We start from the raw sequence: 20369 nt of genomic DNA on the forward strand, positions 1-20369 counted from the left end.
TCCATGCCGCGTTTTCTTGCTCCGTTATTGTTACTGTGCCTGACCTCCTTCAACGCCCACGCCGACAGCTACATCACCCGTTTGCTGAACAAACCGGTGCCGGGCGGCGTCGCGGTGGTCGATCTGGGCAGCGCCGCGCAGGCACCAAAAGCCACCTATCAGGGCAAACCGGTGCTGGTGGTGAAAGAACAGAACAACTGGCTGGCGATTGTCGGTGTGCCGCTGACGGTCAAACCCGGCAGCCAGCAGATCAGCAGCGGTGGGCGCAATCTGCCGTTCACGGTTGGCAACAAGAAATACCCGGAACAGCACATCACCCTGAAGAACACTCAACAGGTCAATCCGAACCCGGCCAATCTCAAGCGCATCGAGGGTGAACTGGCCGAGCAGATCAAGGCTTACCGCAGCTTCAGCCCGAACACTCCGAGCAACTTGCTGCTGGACAAACCGGTCAACGGGCCGCTGTCGAGCAAATTCGGTGTGCGCCGCTTCTTCAACGGCGAAGAGCGCAACCCCCATGCCGGCCTCGACTTTGCGGTGCCGGCCGGCACGCCGATCAAGACCCCGGCAGCGGGCAAAGTGATTCTGACCGGCAACTACTTCTTCAACGGCAACACGGTGTTTGTCGATCACGGACAGGGCTTTATCAGCATGTTCTGCCACATGTCGAAAATCGACGTGAAGGTCGGCGATCAACTGGCCCGTGGCGCGGTGGTGGGCAAGGTCGGCTCGACCGGCCGGGCGACCGGGCCGCACATGCACTGGAACATCAGCCTGAATGATGCGCGGGTGGATCCGGCGATTTTCATTGGTGCGTTCCAACCATAATTCCTGATTGAGGCTACCGGCCCCTTCGGGAGCAAGCCCTCCTCCCACACTGGATTTGTGTTGTGAACACGATCAACTGTGGGAGCGGGCTTGCTCGCGAAGGCTGTACATCCCTCAGCACAAATACTGCTGACACCCCACCAGTTTCAATTGCGCCCCAATCCAACCCCGCGCAAAAATCAATAAGATCATCCGCCTGAAGCACAATAAAATCGCGCCGATCGCAGCTTTTCGAGTATTCCTCTCAATTTTTTTCGACTGCTTGCCATCCTCTCCCCTCGCGGTTAGGGTTGAAGGCATGAAAACCTCTCACACCCTTATTCAGCTTCGCCAGCACCGCAGTCTGTGCCTCGTCAGCGCACGACTGCCGGGCTGAATCGCTGCGCCTCGTCCCAAGCTGTTCCCCGAACATTCGTTCCACCGGCAGGCCGCCTCTTTTCGGCCCAGACAATAAGGATTTTCCCGATGAGCATGCTCAAAGACCCGTCTTCGAAATACCGCGCTTTCCCCGTCATCAATCTGCCGGATCGCACCTGGCCGTCGAAAACCATCGACGCCGCGCCGATCTGGTGCAGCTCCGACCTGCGTGACGGCAACCAGTCGCTGATCGAGCCGATGGACGCGGTGAAGAAGCTGCGCTTCTGGAAAACCCTCGTACAGGTCGGTGTGAAGGAAATCGAAGCCTCGTTCCCGGCCGCTTCGCAAACCGACTTCGACTTCGTGCGTACCCTGATCGAAGAAGGCCACATCCCGGACGACACCACCATTCAGGTGCTGACCCAGGGCCGCGAAGACCTGATCGAGCGCACCTTCGAATCCCTGCGCGGGGCGAAGAAAGCCATCGTTCACCTGTACAACGCCACCTCGCCGTCCTTCCGGCGCATCGTCTTCAACCAGGATAAGGACGGCATCAAAGCGATCGCGGTCAACGCCGCCAAGCTGTTCGTCAAATACGCAGCGATGCAGCCGGACACCGAGTGGACTTTCGAATACTCGCCGGAAACCTTCAGCGCCACCGAGCTGGAGTTCGCCAAGGAAGTCTGTGACGCGGTGATCGAGGTCTGGAACCCGACGCCTGAGCACAAGATGATCCTCAACCTGCCGGCCACCGTTGAATGTGCAACGCCGAACGTCTACGCCGACCAGATCGAATGGTTCGGTCGCAACATCAACCGTCGTGACAGCGTGATCATCAGCCTGCACACCCACAATGACCGTGGCACCGGCGTCGCCGCTACCGAGCTGGGCCTGATGGCCGGCGCGGATCGTGTCGAAGGCTGCCTGTTCGGCAACGGCGAGCGTACCGGTAACGTCGACCTCGTCACTGTGGCACTGAACATGTACACCCAGGGCGTTGACCCTGAGCTGGATTTCTCCGATATCGACGGCGTGCGCAAAGTCGTTGAAGAGTGCAACCAGATCCAGGTGCACCCGCGCCACCCGTACGTCGGCGACCTGGTCCACACTGCATTCTCCGGCTCGCACCAGGACGCAATCCGCAAGGGCTTCGCTCAGCAGAAACCGGACACCCTGTGGGAAGTGCCGTATCTGCCGATCGACCCGGCCGACATCGGTCGCAGCTACGAGGCGGTGATCCGCGTCAACAGTCAGTCGGGCAAGGGCGGTATCGCCTACTTGCTGGAGCAGGAATACGGCATCAGCCTGCCGCGTCGCATGCAGATCGAGTTCAGCCAGGTGGTGCAGCGTGAAACCGATCGCCTCGGCCTGGAGATGACCGCCAAGCAGATCCACTCGCTGTTGATCAGCGAATACCTGCAAGCCAACACCCCGTACGCGCTGGTCAGCCATCGCCTGCAGGAAGAAAACGGCAACAGTGCCGTCGAAGTGGAAGTGGCGAGCAAGGGTCAGGGCGAAACCAACCTGCACTGGCGCGGCAAGGGCAACGGTGCGCTGGAAGCCCTGGTGGCCGGCCTGCCGATTCCGGTGGAGATCATGGACTACAACGAACACGCGATCGGCGCGGGCACCAACGCCAAGGCAGCGGCTTACATCGAGCTGCGCGTGAATGGCGAGCGTGCGGTGCACGGCGTGGGTATCGATGAAAACATCACCACTGCCAGCTTCAAGGCGCTGTTCAGTGCGCTGAACCGCTCGTTGAGCCAGCCGGAAGCGAAAGCGGCTTAAGCCTTCGCTGAAATGCAAAAGGCCCCGGAGTGTGAATTCCGGGGCCTTTTTTATGCCTGCTGGTTTTGTATTGCCTGATCTGGCCTCTTCGCGAGCAAGCCCGCTCCCACAGGGTAATGCGCTCTACCTGTGGGAGCAGGCTTGCTCGCGAAAGCGCTCGCTCAGGCGAAGCGAATATCAAGTGAATTCGAAGGTATCCGCATCCAGATTCGCCGGAAAGCGCTCGCGATACGCCGCCAATGACGCGGCCTCCAGCACAACCTTGAACACGCCGTCGGCCTCCCCCGCCGCCAGCAACGTCTCGCCCTGGAAATCCAGCACCTGACTGTCGCCGGTATAGGCAAAGCCCTTGCCGTCGGTGCCGATCCGGTTCACCGCCGCCACGTAGCACAGGTTTTCAATCGCCCGCGCCGGCAACAAGCGGTTCCAGTGCAGACGCCGCGCCCCCGGCCAGTTGGCGGTGTACAGCAGCAGATCGGTGTCCTGCGCGTCGCGACTCCACACCGGGAAGCGCAAGTCGTAGCAAATCAGCGGGCGAATGCGCCAACCCTTGAGCTCAAACTGCACTTGGCGCTCGCCGGGGGTGTAGTGGTTGTGCTCGCCGGCCATGCGGAACAGGTGGCGCTTGTCGTAATGCCAGACTTCGCCGTCCGGGCGTGCCCACAGCAGGCGATTGCGATGGCTGCCGTCCGCCGCCTGAATGATCACGCTGCCGGTGATCACCGCATTCAGTTTCGCGGCCTGCACCTTCATCCATTTGCTGGTCGGGCCATGCTCGGCTTCGGCGAGGGTTTCCGATTCCATGGAGAAACCGGTGGTGAACATCTCCGGCAGGATGATCAGGTCGGCGCCCCGGGCCTGCTCCAGCAGCAACTCAAAGTGCTCGAGGTTGGCCTGACGGTCATGCCAGGCCAGGCTGGTCTGGATCAGCGCCAGATTGAGATCGGGCAATGCACTCAGATCACGCATAGTTTTGCCGCTGCCTCGCGCAGCGTCTCCTCGCGTTTGGCGAAGCACAGGCGCACCAGGCGCTGGCCTTGCGGTGGATTCTGATAGAACACCGATACCGGAATGCTCGCCACGCCGTGTTCGCGGGTCATCCAGATCGCCATGTCGACGTCGTTCAAGTCAGGGCGGATCTGCGAGTAGTCGACCAACTGGAAATACGTGCCGGTGACGCGGGTAAAAGTGAAGCGCGACGGCGCCAGCAAATCGCAGAATAGGTCGCGCTTGGCCTGATAGAAACCCGGAAGCTCTTCGACGTGTTCCGGGTGCTCGGCCATGTAATCGGCCAGGGCATATTGCAGCGGCGTGACACCGCAGAAACTGACGTACTGGTGCACTTTGCGCAGCTCGGCGGTCAGCGCCGGGGGCGCAACCACGTAACCGGTTTTCCAGCCGGTGACGTGGTAGGTCTTGCCGAACGAGCTGACCACGAAGGCGCGCTGATACAGCTCTTCGTGAGCCAACACACTGACATGCGGCACGCCGTCGAACACCAAGTGTTCGTACACCTCGTCGCTGATCAGATAGATGTCGCGACCACGGATCAACTCCGCCAGTTGATCCAGTTCGGCACGGCTGATCAGTGCACCGCTCGGGTTGTGCGGTGTGTTGATGACGATCATTTTCGTGCGCGGGCTGAGGGCCGCGGCGAGCTTGTCGAAATCGATGGAGAAATCGTGCGGGTTCAGTTGCACATGCACGCAGCGGCCACCCGCCAACTGCGTCGCCGGCTCATAGCTGTCGTAGCACGGATCGAACACGATGACTTCGTCGCCGCTGTGGATAACCGCCTGAATCGCACAGAAGATCGCCTGGGTGGCACCCGGCGTCACGGTCACTTCGCTGTCGGCGTCGACTTTCACGCCATAGCTGCGCGCGATTTTCGCCGCGATCTGCTCGCGCAGCGCCGGCAGGCCGGTCATCGGTGAATACTGGTTATGGCCGCTGGCGATATGCCGACCGACCGCGTCACGCAGGGACTGCGGGCCGTCGAAATCAGGAAAACCCTGGGACAGGTTAATCGCTCCGGTCTGCGCCGCGAGCTGAGACATCTGCGTGAAAATAGTGATGCCGACATCCGGCAGCTTACTGGTGATCATCGAGGGGTTCCCTGCTCTACACCCGGCTCTGACGACGGCGCGGGAGAGCCCGAGAATAGCCCATCCGGCGCCCATAAAAAAAGGGCGCCCGACTGAGCACCCTCTTTATCGCCGAACCCTGCAGGAGCTGCCGCAGGCTGCGATCTTTTGATCTTGCCTTCAAAGCAAAGTCAAAAGATCGCAGGCTTCGCCAGCTCCTACAGAAGCGGTTGAGCGTTCCCACGCAATTGTGGGAACAATCAACTTGATCACTTCTTGTCGCGGCGCTTCTTGCTGGCTTTCTTGTTGTGCGACATCAAACGACGCTTCTTGTTGACCTGGCGGTCGGTCAGCGTGTTCTTGTTGCCTTCGTACGGGTTCTCGCCACCTTTGAACTCGATGCGGATCGGCGTACCGACCAGCTTCAGCACACGGCGGTAAGTGTTCTCCAGATAGCGCACATACGACTTCGGCACTTTCTCGATCTGGTTACCGTGGATCACGATGATCGGCGGGTTCGCACCACCCAGGTGAGCGTAACGCAGCTTGATCCGGCGGCTGTTGACCATCGGCGGCTGGTGCTCGCTGACCGCGTCTTCGAGAATCTGCGTCAGGCGGCTGGTCGGCCAGCGGGTAACCGCAGACTTGAACGAGTTCTGCACCGAGGCGTAGAGGTTGCCCACGCCAGTACCGTGCAGCGCCGAGATGAAGTGAATGTCGGCGAAGTCGACGAAGAACAGCCGACGTTGCAGCTCGACCTTCACAAAGTCGCGCTCGCTCGGGGTCATGCCGTCCCATTTGTTGATTGCGATCACCAGCGCACGGCCGGCTTCGAGGGCAAAGCCCAGCAGGTTGAGGTCGTGATCGACCACGCCTTCGCGGGCGTCCATCACGAAGATCACCACGTTGGCGTCTTTGATCGCCTGCAGGGTTTTGACCACGGAGAATTTTTCGACTTCTTCGTGGATCTTGCCGCGCTTGCGCACACCGGCGGTGTCGATCAGCGTGTACTTCTCGTCGTTACGCTCGAACGGGATGTAGATACTGTCGCGGGTGGTACCAGGCTGGTCGTAGACGATTACCCGGTCTTCACCGAGCATGCGGTTGACCAGGGTCGACTTGCCGACGTTCGGACGGCCGATGATGGCGATCTTGATCCCGTCTTTTTCGCTCGGGCCAGGAATGCGCTTGGCTTCCTCGCCTTCGGCAACGATCTCTTCCTCTTCGCCTTCCGCCGGTTCGTCATCATCACGCGGGAAATCGCTCAGTGCCGCTTCCAGCAGTTGAGTGATACCACGGCCGTGAGCACCAGCGATCGGGATCGCGTGGCCCATGCCCAGCGGGGCGAATTCAGCGCGGGCCATTTCCGGGTCGATATTGTCGACCTTGTTGGCAACCACGTGGGAACGCTTGTTACGCTTGCGCAAGTGTTCGGCGATCATCTGGTCGGCGGCGGTGAAACCGGCCTTGGCATCTACCAGGAACAGCACAACATCCGCTTCTTCAATGGCCAGCAGCGACTGCTCGGCCATTTTTTCGTCCATACCGTGTTCGTCACCGGAGATACCGCCGGTGTCGATCAGAATGTAGGAACGCCCTTGCCACTTGGCCTCACCGTACTGGCGATCACGGGTCAGACCGGACAAGTCGCCAACGATGGCGTCACGCGTCCTGGTCAGGCGGTTGAACAAGGTGGATTTGCCGACGTTCGGTCGGCCCACCAGGGCGATTACGGGAACCATGCGGCTCTCCACTTCGTTATTTCAGAAAATACAAAAGCCGCTGCGAGGCAGCGGCTGGTGCTCGGGGCAACACTGTGGGAGCGGGCTTGCTCGCGAAAAACCGTAGCAGCACCGCGTTTATTCAGGCTGTACGCGTCTTCGTTGACGCCCTTCGCGAGCAAGCCCGCTCCCACAAATGAAGCTGCCTGGGGCGTTAACCCCAAGCATAGTGTTACTTGATGGTCAGGGCTTCCAGTTTGCCGCTGTTGCCATACACATAGATCGTGTTGCCCACCACCAGCGGACGGGCACGCAGGCCGTCACTGTCGATACGCTCACGACCCACAAAACGACCGTCCACCTGACTCAACAGGTGCAGGTAACCTTCCATGTCACCAACGGCTACGTAGCTGGAGAACACTTCCGGCGCCGACAGCTGGCGGCGAGCCAGCGAGTCGTTGCTCCACAGTGCAGTGGTCGAACGCTCGTCAACGCCTTCAACGGTGCCCGAAGACAGGCTCACGTAGACGTTGCCGAAACCCTGGGCAACACCGGCATAGCTCGATGCATCGCGCTGCCAGAGCTGGCGACCGCTTTGCAGATCGAGTGCCGCAACGCGACCCTGATAGCTGGCGACGTACAGGGTTTCACCGGACAGCAGCAGACCGCCGTCGATGTCGACGACGCGCTCCAGTTCCGAACGACCGGTTGGAATCGCGACCCGTTGTTCCCAGACCGGCACGCCGTTGGAAATGTCCAGGGCAACCACTTTACCGGTCGACAGGCCAGCCACCGCGAGGCGGTTGGTCACGACTGGCGCGCTGGTGCCGCGCAGGGTCAGGACCGCAGGGGTGCTGTCGTAAGTCCAGCGACGGTCGCCGGTAGCAGCGTCCAGGCCGATCAGACGATCGTCCTGAGTCTGTACCACGACAACGTCACCGTTGTTGGCCGGCGGCGCGAGGACTTCGCTGGAAACCCGGGCGCGCCACTTCTCTTCGCCGTTGATGGCGTCGAGGGCAACGATTTCACCCTTGAGGGTACCGATCGTGACCAGACCATAACCTACGCCAACGGCGCCGGAAACAGGCAGTTCAAGATCCTTTTTCCACTTCACGTCGCCATTGCTGCGATCCATGGCCATCAGCACGCCGGTCACATCGGCCGCGTAGATGGTGTCACCATCGATCGCCGGCACCAGCATGTTGTAGGTTTCGCCCTGACCGTCACCGATCGAACGGCTCCACTGCTTTTGCAGAACCACTTCTTCTTTGAAGTCGGTCAGCTCGGCCGGTGGCAGTTCTTTTTTGCTGTTGCTGCTGCAACCCGCGGCCAGAATGGCCAGAGCCAGCAATGCTGCATGCTTCCAACGGATCACGTCACGCATCCCCTTTGGCCAGGTCGTCGAGCTTTATTTGAAGGCCACCGACTGCCGCTTCATCCGACAGTGCCGCCTTGGCTTTTTGATACGCGGTGTTCGCCTCGTCGGTACGACCCAACTGAACCAGCAAGTCACCCTTGAGTTCTTCGCGAGTGGCCAGGAACGCCTTGTCGGCATCACCGTCGAGCAGCTTCAGGGCTTCATCGGCCTTGTTCTGCGCACCCAGCACCTGCGCCAGACGCTGACGGGCGATTTCGCCCAGCGCCGGGTTGGCTGGTTTGGCAACGATGGCTTTGAGTTCAGTCGCAGCGTCATCCAGCTTGCCGCTGTCGACCGCAACCTTGGCCACGAACAGGCTGCCGTACTGCGCGTACGCGGTGCCGCCGAATTCGCTGTTGAGCTTGCCGGCCAGATCCGCAACGCGGGCAGCGTCAGGCTTGCCATCCGGGGTCAGCGTGGTTTCCAGCAGTTGCTGGTAGAGCACCGAGGCGCCTTGCGACTGGTTGCTCTGATACTTGTGATAAGCCTGCCAGCCGAACACGATGACCAGCGCCAACAGGCCGCCGGTGACCAGAGGTTTGCCGTTGCGTGTCCACCAGTCCTTCAAATCCGCCAACTGTTCGTCTTCGGTACTCGACACCCCAATACTCCTTAATCGCTAAATCGGCTGTTTAGACAGCTTCAACCCTGCACGACGCAGGTGGCCAGGTGAGCGGCAAGCGCATCCCAGGCAATGCTTTGTTGTTCGCCCTGGCCACGCAGGGGTTTGAAACCTACCACTTGCTGGGCCATTTCGTCGTCACCCAGGATCAGTGCATACAGCGCACCGCTCTTGTCGGCTTTCTTGAACTGGCTTTTGAAGCTGCCGGCGCCGGCATTGACTTGCAGGCGCAGGTTCGGAAGCTGGTCACGCACCCGCTCGGCCAGGGCCAGACCGGCCAGTTCGGCCTCCTCGCCAAAGGCGCACAGGTAGACATCGACCTGACGGGAGATTTCTTCCGGGATCTGCTCCAGGGTTTCGAGCATTAACACCAGACGCTCGATGCCCATGGCGAAACCCACGCCGGCAGTCGGCTTGCCGCCCATCTGCTCGACCAGACCGTCGTAACGACCGCCCGCGCAGACAGTGCCCTGGGCGCCGAGCTTGTCGGTGACCCATTCGAATACGGTTTTGCTGTAGTAATCGAGGCCGCGCACCAGTTTCGGGTTGAGCACATACGGGATGCCAACCGCGTCCAGACGCGCCTTCAGACCTTCGAAGTGCGCACGGGATTCGTCATCCAGATAGTCGGCCATCTTCGGCGCATCGACCAGTACCGCCTGAGTGTCGGCATTTTTGGTGTCGAGCACGCGCAACGGGTTGGTTTTCAGGCGACGCTGGCTGTCTTCGTCGAGCTTGTCGTGGTGCGCCGAGAGGTACTCGACCAGCGCTTCACGATAGCGACCACGGGACTCGCTGGTGCCCAGACTGTTGAGTTCGAGCTTGACCGCATCACGGATACCCAGCTCGCCCCACAGGCGCCAGGTCATGATGATCAGCTCGGCGTCGATGTCCGGACCGTCGAGGTTGAACACTTCCAGACCGATCTGGTGGAACTGGCGATAACGGCCTTTCTGCGGACGCTCGTGGCGGAACATCGGGCCGATGTACCAGAGTTTCTGCACCTGGCCACCGCCGGTGATGCCGTGCTCGAGCACCGCACGCACGCACGCCGCGGTGCCTTCCGGACGCAGGGTCAGGGAGTCGCCATTGCGGTCTTCGAAGGTGTACATCTCTTTTTCGACGATGTCGGTCACTTCACCGATCGAGCGCTTGAACAGCTCGGTGAATTCGACGATCGGCATGCGGATTTGCTTGTAACCGTAGTTATCCAGCAGACGCGCGACAGTGCCCTCGAAATAACGCCACAGCGGGGTCTGTTCGGGCAGGATGTCGTTCATGCCACGAATGGCTTGCAGAGACTTGCTCACTTTAAATCCTTAAATTCGTTCGGCTTTCAGTCGGGCTCAGCCGCGCGCGATAACCGCAGCGTCAGCTTCGACCTTTTCGGCCGCTTTCTGGCGGATCAGCTTTTCCAGCTCGTCCACCAGATTGTCATTCGTCAGTTTCTGCGACGGCTTGCCGTCGATGTAAATCAGGTTTGGCGTGCCGCCGGTCAAGCCGATATGGGCTTCCTTGGCTTCGCCGGGGCCGTTGACCACGCAACCGATCACCGCGACATCCAGCGGCACCAGCAGGTCTTCAAGGCGCCCTTCCAGCTCGTTCATGGTCTTGACCACATCGAAGTTCTGCCGCGAGCAGCTCGGGCAGGCGATGAAGTTGATGCCACGGGAACGCAGATGCAAAGACTTGAGAATGTCGTAACCGACCTTCACTTCCTCGACCGGATCGGCCGCCAGCGAGATGCGGATAGTATCGCCAATCCCCTCGGCGAGCAGCATACCTAGGCCCACGGCGGATTTCACTGTGCCCGAACGCAAGCCACCGGCTTCGGTGATGCCCAGGTGCAGCGGCTGAACGATTTCCTTGGCCAGCAGACGGTAGGCTTCAACGGCCATGAACACGTCGGAGGCTTTCACGCTGACCTTGAAGTCCTGGAAATTCAGGCGTTCTAGGTGCTCGACGTGACGCAGCGCGGACTCGACCAGCGCAGCCGGGGTCGGTTCGCCGTATTTCTTCTGCAGGTCTTTTTCCAGCGAGCCGGCGTTGACGCCGATACGGATCGGAATCCCGCGGTCACGGGCGGCATCGACCACGGCGCGCACCCGGTCTTCACGACCGATGTTGCCCGGGTTGATGCGCAGGCAATCCACACCCAGTTCGGCGACGCGCAGAGCGATCTTGTAGTCGAAGTGGATGTCGGCAACCAGCGGCACCTTGACCAGTTGCTTGATCTTGCCGAACGCCTCGGCGGCGTCCATGTCCGGTACCGAAACGCGGACGATGTCGACACCGGCGGCTTCCAGACGATTGATCTGGGCGACGGTGGCAGCCACATCATTGGTGTCGCTGTTGGTCATGCTCTGCACAGCGATAGGCGCATCGCCGCCAACAGGTACGTTACCGACCCAGATCTTGCGCGAAACGCGACGTTTGATTGGAGATTCGCCGTGCATGACTTATTGACCCAACTTCAGGCGAGCAGTCTCGCCACTGGTGAACGGAGCGATATCGACCGGTTGGCCGTTGTAGCTGACCTGTGCGGCGCGAGCTACACCCAGGCGTACCGCCAATGGCGGCTTGCCGGAAACCGAGACGCTGTCGCCTTTATGTTTCAGACCGCTGAACAGCACTTTGCCACGACCGTCGGTGACCTGTGCCCAGCAATCGGCGGTGAACTGCAGCTGCACCTGGCCGTCGCCGGCCGCTGGGACAGCTGCTTCTGCGGTCGGCGCAGGGGTAGCCGCTACCACTGGTGCGGTGACGGTCGGCGCTGGTGTGGCCGGAACGTTCGGTGCCGGAGTCGCCGGAGTGGCCACAACCGGGGCCGGCGTATGAACCGGTGCGGCTGGCGTGGTTGCAGCCGGGGCGGCTGGTGCGGTGGCCGGAGCAACTGGCTCGGCACCGGTCGATTCCGCGGTGGTTTCCGATTGTGGCAGTGCCAGCGCGGTTGCGGCTTCGGCCTGACCTTCGGCAACGGCCTGGTCTTCCGGCTCGTCGATCGGGTGAATCTGCGTGGTGCCGTCGGCGCCTTCGACTTCAACGTGCTCCGGGGCCAGGCTGGTCACATCCTTGCTGCGCTGCGAGGTCTGATCCTGCCACCAGACGAAACCGCCGCCGATGACCGCGACCAGCAACAACAGACTGACGATGCGCAAAATAGTGTGGGAAACCCGTACCGGCTCTTCGATACGGCCCAGCGCGTGCACATTGCTGCCCTGGGAGTCGGTACCGGTGGACTGGTCGAATTGCTGAACCAGCACGGTCTGGTCCATGCCAAGCAACTTGGCGTAAGCGCGAATGTAACCGCGAGCGAAGGTATGCCCTGGCAGCTTGTCGAAAGCGCCAGCTTCAAGATTGCTCAGGGAAGTCACGGTGAGGTTGAGCTTGAGGGCCACTTCGGCCAGCGACCAGCCATTGCTTTCGCGGGCCTGGCGCAAAGTCTCACCGGGATTAACGCGAGTCGCTGCTACAACTTCGGGATGCGCCGCTTTCATCATTGCTCCGACAGGTATTGCTGATATTCCGGCGTACCGGGATAGAGTCGTTTTAATTGCAGGCCATAACTGGCGGCCTTGTCGCGATCTTCAAACACTTTTGCCAGCCGAACACCGAGCAATAGACTACGTGCATTTTGCTCGGTTAGCAGGCTGAAACGGTCGTAATAGTCACGCGCGGGCACATAATGCCTGTCTTCGAAGGACAACTCAGCCATTTCCAGCAAAGCGCGCGGTTGTTGACGGTTCAGCCGCAGGGCTTTTTCCAGTTGCTGCTGTGCCAGATCCCGCTGACCGAGTTTCGAGGCGGTCATGCCGAGGTTCTCGAAGACTCGCGAACGCTCAGGATACAGGGTATCGGCGGCTGCCTGCTCAAAACGCTCGTAGGCTTCCTTGTAACGCTGTTCTTCGTAGAGAAAACTGCCGTAGTTATTGAGGATTCGTGCATCGGTGGGACGCGAGGACAGGGCTTTGCGGAAATGTTCGTCGGCCAGCTTCGGCTCCATTTCGGCCTGGAACACCAGCCCGAGGGCAGCGTTGGCATCAGGATCGGAGCCGTCCAGCTCCAGCGCCTTCTTCAGCGGCACCTTGGCGCGCTCGGTCATCCCTTGCTGCAAGTATCCCAGTCCCAGCTGCACGTAGGCGGCACGCGCTTCGTCGCGGCCCTTGCTGGTCTTCATCGGGTTGTAGTCACCCGACAGGACACAACCAGCACACAGGCTGGCCATCAGCAACAGCAGCGCAAAGCGCAGGGACATAGAGATCCTCTCTTAGTTAGTGTTCGCGGCGTTCTGTGCCAGATCGCTGTCGGCGCTCAACTCGCGCACGGCGATGTAACGTTCGCTGCGACGGGTGCGATCCAGCACCTGCCCTACCAATTGACCACATGCGGCGTCGATGTCTTCACCACGGGTGGTGCGCACAGTGACGTTGAAACCGGCCTGATGTAACTGATCCTGGAACCGACGAATGGCGTTGTTGCTCGGCCGCTCGTACCCCGAATGCGGGAACGGGTTGAACGGAATCAGGTTGATCTTGCACGGAATGTCTTTGAGCAGTTCGATCATTTCCACGGCGTGCTCAAGCTTGTCGTTGACGTCCTTGAGCAAGGTGTACTCGATGGTCAGCACACGTTTCTCACCCAGGGCGGACATATAGCGCTGGCACGACTCGAGCAGCATCTTAAGCGGATATTTCTTGTTGATCGGCACCAATTGGTTACGCAATGCGTCATTCGGTGCGTGCAGGGACAACGCCAGGGAGACGTCGATGTGCTTGGCCAGCTCATCGATCATCGGCACCACGCCCGAAGTGGACAGGGTCACGCGGCGCTTGGAGATCCCGTAACCGAGGTCATCCATCATCAGATGCATGGCGGCCACGACGTTGTCGAAGTTCAGCAGCGGTTCGCCCATGCCCATCATCACCACGTTGGTGATGGCGCGGTCGATGGTGGCGGGAACACTGCCAAAGGATTTGTTGGCAATCCACACCTGACCGATGACTTCGGCGGCGGTGAGGTTGCTGTTGAAGCCTTGCTTGCCGGTGGAGCAGAAACTGCAGTCCAGGGCACAGCCTGCCTGGGACGAAACGCACAGCGTGCCGCGTTTGCCCTGGGGAATGTACACGGTCTCGACACAGCTGCCGGACGCCACGCGCACCACCCACTTGCGGGTGCCGTCGCTGGAAATGTCCTCGCTGACCACTTCGGGACCACGGACCTCAGCAATAGCCTTGAGCTTGTCGCGCAAGGCCTTGCTGACGTTCGTCATGGCGTCGAAATCATCGACGCCAAAATGGTGAATCCATTTCATTACCTGACCGGCACGGAAACGCTTCTCCCCGATTGAGTCGAAGAATTTTTCCATTTCCGGCTGGGTCAGACCCAGCAGGTTTGTTTTAACAGTCGATGTAGTCATGGATTCACCTTCACTCTTTAAGCAATGCTTAGCGAGTGGTTACTTCAGTAGCTGCGAAGAAGTACGAGATTTCGCGAGCAGCAGCGGCTTCGGAGTCCGAACCGTGAACGGCGTTGGCGTCGATCGACTCGGCGAAGTCAGCACGGATGGTGCCGGCAGCAGCTTCTTTAGGGTTGGTAGCGCCCATCAGCTCACGGTTCAGAGCGATAGCGTTTTCGCCTTCCAGAACCTGAACAACAACAGGACCGGAGATCATGAAAGCAACCAGGTCGCCGAAGAAACCGCGCTCTTTGTGCTCAGCGTAGAAGCCTTCAGCTTCTGCTTTGGACAGTTGCTTCAGTTTCGAAGCTACAACGCGCAGGCCTGCTTTTTCGAAACGAGTGGTGATCTCGCCGATGACGTTTTTTGCAACAGCGTCAGGCTTGATGATGGAGAAAGTACGTTGAACAGCCATGGTGTAACTCCAGAAACAGTAATTTGCGAAAAATTAAACCCGCGAATTATACGCGGGTTCTTGGGTATTGCCTAACCTGCGGGGACGATCAGTCCAATTCTTTGGCCCAGAGTTCCTGAACCGCCTCGAGCACTTTCTCGCCGACCCGGCCAGAAGTGCTGTCGAAATCCGGCAGCTCAAGAATCATCTGCTGCAGACGGACGAAACCTACAGAGTACGGATCGAGCCCCTCATGGGTCTCGGCCAGCTCTTCGGCAATACGTTGAACATCATTCCAACCGTAGCTCATGACAGTCTTACCAGTCAGTGCGGCGCTTCGGCCGCATGGTTAAGCGAATATTTCGGGATCTCGACGGTGATGTCTTCTTCACCAACGATAGCCTGACAGGCCAGGCGCGATTGCGCTTCCAGGCCCCAGGCGCGATCGAGGAAGTCCTCCTCCAGCTCGTCCGCCTCTTCCAGCGAGTCGAAACCCTCGCGGATGATGCAGTGGCAAGTGGTGCAGGCGCAGACGCCGCCGCAGGCGCTTTCCATCTCGATGTGATGCTCGTGAGCCAGCTCGAGAATCGAAGTGCCGGGTTCGGCCTCGACGACCATGCCTTCAGGGCAGAACTTCTCGTGGGGCAGAAAAATGACCTGCGGCATCAGATATCCTCGATTTCATTCAGATTGCGCCCCGACAGAGCGGCTTTCACCGTCAGATCCATGCGGCGGGCAGCAAAAGCATCGGTCACTTGCGACAGACGCTTGGTCTGCTGCTCGATGGCATAACCATCGGTGCCTTTCATCAGTTCGGCCAGTTCCTGCATCTGCAGTTCGATGACCATGCGCTCTTCGGCGTCGAGCAAACGCTCGCCATCGGCCTCAAGAGCGCCCTGCACCGCTTCGATCAGGCGCCGGGCATCGACTTGCTGCTCACGCAGAACGCGAGCGACCTTGTCGTCATTGGCGTGCTGGAACGAGTCCTTGAGCATCTTGGCGATTTCGCCGTCGGTCAGACCGTAGGACGGCTTGACCTGAATGCTCGCTTCAACGCCCGAACCCAGTTCACGGGCGGAAACGCTGAGCAGACCGTCGGCATCGACCTGGAAGGTCACGCGAATCTTCGCCGCACCGGCCACCATCGCCGGAATGCCGCGCAATTCGAAGCGCGCCAGAGAGCGGCAGTCACTGATCAGCTCGCGCTCACCCTGCAACACGTGGATCGCCATGGCCGACTGGCCGTCTTTATAAGTAGTGAAGTCCTGCGCACGGGCGACCGGGATGGTGGTATTGCGCGGAATCACCTTCTCCATCAGCCCGCCCATGGTTTCCAGCCCCAGGGAGAGTGGAATCACATCGAGCAGCAGCAGTTCACCGCCATCACGCTTGTTGCCAGCCAGCGTATCCGCCTGGATCGCGGCCCCGATGGCCACCACTTGATCCGGGTCGATTTCCGTCAATGGCTGACGACCGAAGGCTTCGGCAACGGCTTCACGTACACGTGGAACGCGGGTCGAACCGCCGACCATGACCACGGCATGCACGTCTTCCAGTTCGATACCGGAATCACGCACGGCGCGACGGCAGGCTTTCAGGCTGCGCGCAACCATTGGCTCGATCAGCGCATCGAAGGCTTCGCGGGTCAGCTGCGCTTTCCAGTCACCGTAGGCAACTTCGACGCTGGCCGAGTCGGTCAGGGCTTCTTTGGCCGCACAAGCGGTTTGCAGCAGATTGCGCTGTGCGCCCGGGTCGAGGTCGGCGGACAGGCCGGCGCTCTCAATGATCCAGCCGGCAATCGCGTGATCGAAGTCATCGCCACCCAGCGCGCTGTCGCCGCCGGTGGCCAGCACTTCGAAAACACCGCCAGTCAGACGCAGAATCGAAATATCGAACGTACCGCCGCCCAGGTCATAGATTGCGACCAGACCTTCGGCGTGTTGATCCAGACCATACGCCACGGCGGCAGCGGTCGGCTCATTGAGCAGACGCAGCACGTTCAGACCGGCGAGTTTCGCCGCATCCTTGGTGGCCTGGCGCTGAGCATCGTCGAAGTATGCCGGAACGGTGATCACCGCACCGACCAGCTCGCCACCCAAGGTCGCTTCAGCACGCTGACGCAGCACCTTGAGGATATCGGCGGAGACTTCGACCGGGCTTTTCGGGCCTTGTACGGTGTCGATGAACGGCATGTGCGATTCGCCGCCAATAAAGCGGTATGGCAGTTGCTCGCCCAATTGCTTGACGTCGGACAGACCACGCCCCATCAGGCGCTTGACCGACAGCACAGTGTTCAAGGGATCGGAGGACGCGGCCAGTTTGGCCGACTCGCCAACCTCGACGCGGTCGGCGTGATAACGCACGGCGGACGGCAGGATGACCTGCCCATCAGCGTCGGCCAGTGGTTCGGAAAGACCACTGCGCAACGCAGCGACCAGCGAATTGGTAGTGCCCAAGTCGATCCCCACAGCCAGACGACGCTGGTGCGGTTGAGGACTTTGGCCGGGTTCGGCGATCTGCAGTAGGGCCATCGTGATCAGGACTTATCTGTATATCAGGCGTGCGACCGGAGCGGCACTGGGTTAATCGTCGAGGCGCTCTTCTAACTGGCGCACTTCGTAGGTGAGCTTGTCGAGGAACTGCATGCGCCGCATCAGGCGTTCGGCCTGTTCGCGCTGCGCTGCATCATCCCAACAGGCTGCGAAGCTTTCGTTGAGTTCTTCCTGAGCCACTTTCAGGCGCCGCTTGAATACCGCGACACCGTCGAGGTCGGCACTGTCCTGAAGGTCTTCGAGCTCTTCGCGCCATTGCATCTGCTGCAAGAGAAACTCGGGATCATGGACCGTGACTTCCATCGGCACTTCGTGCCCGCTGATGGTCAGCAGGTAGCGTGCGCGCTGGGCCGGGCTCTTGAGCGTCTGGTACGCGTCGTTGAGCCGCGCAGACTGCTCGAGCGCCGAGCGCTGCTCGCGCTCGGAAGCGTCGGCAAAGCGGTCAGGATGAACGCCGCGCGCCAACTCACGATAGCGCGTGGCCAACTGCTCGAGATCCAGACGGAAGCTCGGTTGCAGCTCGAATAAAGCGAAATGACAAGGAATACCCACGACAAGCCTCAGATGTTGAAGCTTTCGCCGCAGCCACATTCACCGCGTACATTGGGGTTGTTGAACTTGAAGCCTTCGTTCAACCCTTCCTTGACGAAATCGAGCTCGGTGCCGTCCAGGTAGGCCAGGCTTTTCGGGTCGATGATCACTTTTTCGCCGTGACTTTCGAACACCTGATCCTCGGCAACCACCTCGTCGACAAACTCCAGCACGTAGGCAAGGCCGGAACAGCCTGTGGTGCGAACACCCAGACGAATCCCTTCACCTTTGCCGCGCCCGTCGAGGGAGCGTCGCACGTGTCGAGCAGCCGCTTCTGTCATGCTGATAGCCATCGTTGACTCCTTACTCGTCGCGCAATGCTTAGATCAAGCCTTTCTTCTGCTTGTAGTCGCGAACAGCCGCCTTGATAGCGTCTTCAGCGAGTACCGAGCAGTGGATTTTCACTGGCGGCAGGGCCAGTTCTTCGGCCAGCTGAGTGTTCTTGATGGTCTCGGCTTCGTCCAGGGTCTTGCCCTTCATCCACTCGGTGGCCAGGGAGCTGGAAGCGATTGCCGAACCGCAGCCGTAGGTCTTGAACTTGGCGTCTTCGATAACACCCTGATCGTTGACCTTGATCTGCAGACGCATCACGTCGCCGCACGCCGGAGCGCCGACCATGCCGGTGCCGACATCCGGGTCTTCCGCGTTCATCTTGCCGACGTTGCGCGGGTTTTCGTAGTGGTCGATGACCTTTTCGCTGTAAGCCATGGTGCTTAATCCTCACTCATCAGAGAGTCGCTCTTTAAGCCCTGCAACCTGAGGTCGCAGGGCCGGTTCGCGGCGACTTGAAATCAGTGTGCCGCCCACTCGATTTTCGAAATGTCGACACCGTCTTTGTACATGTCCCACAGCGGCGACAGAGCGCGCAGCTTGGTAACGGCCTCGCAGACTTTCTGCGCGGCGTAGTCGATTTCTTCTTCGGTGGTGAAGCGGCCGAAGGTGAAACGGATCGAGCTGTGCGCCAGTTCGTCGTTGCGGCCGAGGGCGCGCAGAACGTACGAAGGTTCCAGGGAGGCCGAGGTGCAGGCCGAACCGGACGATACCGCCAGATCCTTGAGCGCCATGATCAGCGACTCGCCTTCAACGTAGTTGAAGCTCAGGTTCAGGTTGTGCGGAACGCGGGCGGTCAGACTGCCGTTGACGTACAGCTCTTCCAGATGCTCGACCTGCTTGTAGAAGCGGTCGCTCAGGGCTTTGATGCGCACGTTTTCGGCAGCCATGTCTTCCTTGGCCACACGGAACGCTTCGCCCATGCCGACGATCTGGTGGGTCGCCAAGGTGCCGGAACGCATGCCACGCTCATGGCCACCGCCGTGCATGGTCGCTTCGATGCGCACACGCGGCTTGCGGCTGACGTACAACGCGCCGATGCCTTTAGGGCCGTAGGTTTTGTGGGCGGAGAACGACATCATGTCGACTTTCAGCTTCTGCAGATCGATCTCGACCTTGCCGGTGGACTGAGCGGCGTCGACATGGAACAGAACGCCCTTCGAACGAAGCAGTTCGCCAATGGCAGCGATGTCGTTGATGGTGCCGATTTCGTTATTCACGTGCATCACCGACACCAGGATGGTGTCTTCGCGCAGTGCTGCCTCGATCATCGCCGGGGTGATCAGACCGTCTTCAGTCGGCTCGAGGTAGGTCACTTCGAAACCTTCACGCTCCAGTTGGCGCATGGTGTCGAGGACAGCCTTGTGTTCGATCTTGCTGGTGATCAGGTGCTTGCCCTTGGAGGCATAGAAATGTGCCGCACCCTTGATAGCCAGGTTGTCGGACTCGGTAGCGCCCGAGGTCCAGACGATTTCACGCGGGTCGGCGTTGACCAGGTCGGCCACCTGACGACGAGCGTTTTCGACGGACTCTTCAGCTTTCCAGCCGAATACGTGGGATCGGGACGCCGGGTTACCGAAGTTTCCGTCGACCAGCAGGCATTCACTCATCTTTTGCGCAACGCGCGGATCGACCGGGGTGGTCGCAGAGTAATCAAGGTAAATCGGCAATTTCATGGACTATCTCCTAAATCAGGGCTGGCGTTCCGCTAGCTCTTCGGCTGTCATTCGACGGCGGACGCTTCAATCTTGTCCAGGCGTGGCGCCTTGCTGTTGCAACGGCGCTGGTCCTGACGCTGGGCTACTTCTTGCACCTCACGGCGAGTCACAAGATCAGCCAAGCTGATACCACTTAGAAATTCGTGAATCTGCAGGCTCAGGTCGCACCACAAGTGGTGAGTCAGGCAAGTGTCGCCGGAATGGCAATCACCCTGGCCCTGGCACTTTGTAGCATCGACCGATTCGTTGACCGCATCGATCACCTGAGCCACCTGGATGCCCTGCATGTCGCGCGACAGCTGGTAACCACCGCCTGGACCGCGAACGCTGGAAACCAGGTTACTGCGGCGCAGCTTGGCGAAAAGCTGTTCGAGATAGGACAGGGAGATGCCTTGGCGCTCGGAGATATCGGCCAGGGACACCGGCCCGTGCTGCGCGTGCAACGCCAGGTCAAGCATGGCGGTCACGGCGTATCGGCCTTTTGTAGTCAGTCGCATGGACAATTACCACGG

Annotated in this window: 21 protein-coding genes; 2 read left to right on the forward strand and 19 right to left on the reverse strand. The window is 60.1% G+C overall.

The genetic code is table 11. From position 1 onward, the window contains the following. Nucleotides 1-3: 3 nt before the first annotated feature. Nucleotides 4-828, forward strand: a complete 825-nt coding sequence (locus AC1RBR_RS21705; RefSeq protein ID WP_448178415.1) for a peptidoglycan DD-metalloendopeptidase family protein — start codon at nt 4-6, stop codon at nt 826-828. 465 nt (nt 829-1293) lie between these two features. Continuing rightward, entirely contained in the window at nt 1294-2973 is a 1680-nt protein-coding gene (leuA, locus tag AC1RBR_RS21710; protein ID WP_027612129.1) for a 2-isopropylmalate synthase, read from the forward strand. Nucleotides 2974-3150: 177 nt separating this feature from the next. On the opposite strand, the gene AC1RBR_RS21715 is transcribed toward leuA, so the two are convergent. From AC1RBR_RS21715 to iscR, 19 genes are all read right to left on the reverse strand, one after another. Next, nucleotides 3151-3942: an amidohydrolase gene (locus tag AC1RBR_RS21715; RefSeq protein WP_492566557.1), complete on the reverse strand. Its 792-nt coding sequence runs from the start codon at nt 3940-3942 to the stop codon at nt 3151-3153. Beyond that, nucleotides 3930-5078, reverse strand: a complete 1149-nt coding sequence (locus tag AC1RBR_RS21720) for a pyridoxal phosphate-dependent aminotransferase (protein ID WP_492566559.1) — start codon at nt 5076-5078, stop codon at nt 3930-3932. The genes AC1RBR_RS21715 and AC1RBR_RS21720 overlap by 13 nt, the downstream gene beginning before the upstream one ends. Before the next feature lie 248 nt (nt 5079-5326). Continuing rightward, entirely contained in the window at nt 5327-6799 is a 1473-nt protein-coding gene (der, locus tag AC1RBR_RS21725) for a ribosome biogenesis GTPase Der (protein ID WP_027612132.1), read from the reverse strand. Between the two features lie 211 nt (nt 6800-7010). Further along, on the reverse strand, nt 7011-8162 hold the full coding sequence (gene bamB, locus AC1RBR_RS21730) for an outer membrane protein assembly factor BamB (protein ID WP_095136893.1): 1152 nt from the start codon (nt 8160-8162) through the stop codon (nt 7011-7013). After that, nucleotides 8155-8796, reverse strand: coding sequence for a tetratricopeptide repeat protein (locus AC1RBR_RS21735; RefSeq protein ID WP_003227886.1), 642 nt, complete (start codon nt 8794-8796; stop codon nt 8155-8157). The genes bamB and AC1RBR_RS21735 overlap by 8 nt, the downstream gene beginning before the upstream one ends. A 41-nt stretch (nt 8797-8837) precedes the next feature. Continuing rightward, complete coding sequence (gene hisS, locus AC1RBR_RS21740; RefSeq protein ID WP_095136892.1) at nt 8838-10127, reverse strand: histidine--tRNA ligase; 1290 nt, start codon at nt 10125-10127, stop codon at nt 8838-8840. Between the two features lie 36 nt (nt 10128-10163). Next, nucleotides 10164-11273, reverse strand: a complete 1110-nt coding sequence (ispG, locus tag AC1RBR_RS21745; protein ID WP_003227888.1) for a flavodoxin-dependent (E)-4-hydroxy-3-methylbut-2-enyl-diphosphate synthase — start codon at nt 11271-11273, stop codon at nt 10164-10166. A gap of 3 nt (nt 11274-11276) precedes the next feature. After that, nucleotides 11277-12314, reverse strand: a complete 1038-nt coding sequence (locus AC1RBR_RS21750) for a RodZ domain-containing protein (RefSeq protein WP_204895288.1) — start codon at nt 12312-12314, stop codon at nt 11277-11279. Continuing rightward, a complete protein-coding gene (gene pilW / locus AC1RBR_RS21755) occupies nt 12314-13072 on the reverse strand; it encodes a type IV pilus biogenesis/stability protein PilW (RefSeq protein WP_007964430.1) in 759 nt (252 codons plus the stop codon). The genes AC1RBR_RS21750 and pilW overlap by 1 nt, the downstream gene beginning before the upstream one ends. A gap of 12 nt (nt 13073-13084) precedes the next feature. Continuing rightward, entirely contained in the window at nt 13085-14233 is a 1149-nt protein-coding gene (rlmN, locus tag AC1RBR_RS21760) for a dual-specificity RNA methyltransferase RlmN (RefSeq protein WP_003227893.1), read from the reverse strand. Between the two features lie 28 nt (nt 14234-14261). Further along, complete coding sequence (ndk, locus tag AC1RBR_RS21765) at nt 14262-14687, reverse strand: nucleoside-diphosphate kinase (protein ID WP_007964426.1); 426 nt, start codon at nt 14685-14687, stop codon at nt 14262-14264. Nucleotides 14688-14775: 88 nt separating this feature from the next. Further along, a complete protein-coding gene (iscX, locus tag AC1RBR_RS21770) occupies nt 14776-14976 on the reverse strand; it encodes a Fe-S cluster assembly protein IscX (protein WP_492566563.1) in 201 nt (66 codons plus the stop codon). A gap of 14 nt (nt 14977-14990) precedes the next feature. Then, a complete protein-coding gene (gene fdx / locus AC1RBR_RS21775) occupies nt 14991-15332 on the reverse strand; it encodes an ISC system 2Fe-2S type ferredoxin (protein ID WP_007964424.1) in 342 nt (113 codons plus the stop codon). After that, nucleotides 15332-17197: a Fe-S protein assembly chaperone HscA gene (gene hscA / locus AC1RBR_RS21780; RefSeq protein WP_492566565.1), complete on the reverse strand. Its 1866-nt coding sequence runs from the start codon at nt 17195-17197 to the stop codon at nt 15332-15334. Before hscA ends, fdx begins: the two co-directional genes overlap by 1 nt. 51 nt (nt 17198-17248) lie before the next feature. Further along, a complete protein-coding gene (gene hscB, locus AC1RBR_RS21785; protein WP_008084660.1) occupies nt 17249-17770 on the reverse strand; it encodes a co-chaperone HscB in 522 nt (173 codons plus the stop codon). A gap of 8 nt (nt 17771-17778) precedes the next feature. Then, entirely contained in the window at nt 17779-18102 is a 324-nt protein-coding gene (gene iscA / locus AC1RBR_RS21790; RefSeq protein WP_003227904.1) for an iron-sulfur cluster assembly protein IscA, read from the reverse strand. Between the two features lie 28 nt (nt 18103-18130). Continuing rightward, complete coding sequence (gene iscU, locus AC1RBR_RS21795) at nt 18131-18517, reverse strand: Fe-S cluster assembly scaffold IscU (protein WP_003227907.1); 387 nt, start codon at nt 18515-18517, stop codon at nt 18131-18133. A gap of 83 nt (nt 18518-18600) precedes the next feature. Next, the gene (locus AC1RBR_RS21800) at nt 18601-19815 is read right to left on the reverse strand and encodes an IscS subfamily cysteine desulfurase (protein ID WP_041071812.1); all 1215 of its coding nucleotides are present in this window, start codon (nt 19813-19815) and stop codon (nt 18601-18603) included. A gap of 47 nt (nt 19816-19862) precedes the next feature. Continuing rightward, nucleotides 19863-20354 carry a Fe-S cluster assembly transcriptional regulator IscR gene (iscR, locus tag AC1RBR_RS21805; protein WP_003227911.1) on the reverse strand — a complete coding sequence of 164 codons (492 nt, stop codon included), beginning with the start codon at nt 20352-20354 and terminating at the stop codon, nt 19863-19865. Between the last annotated feature and the right edge of the window lie 15 nt (nt 20355-20369).

The sequence above is a fragment of the Pseudomonas sp. GW823-FHT01D03 genome, from assembly GCF_058798255.1.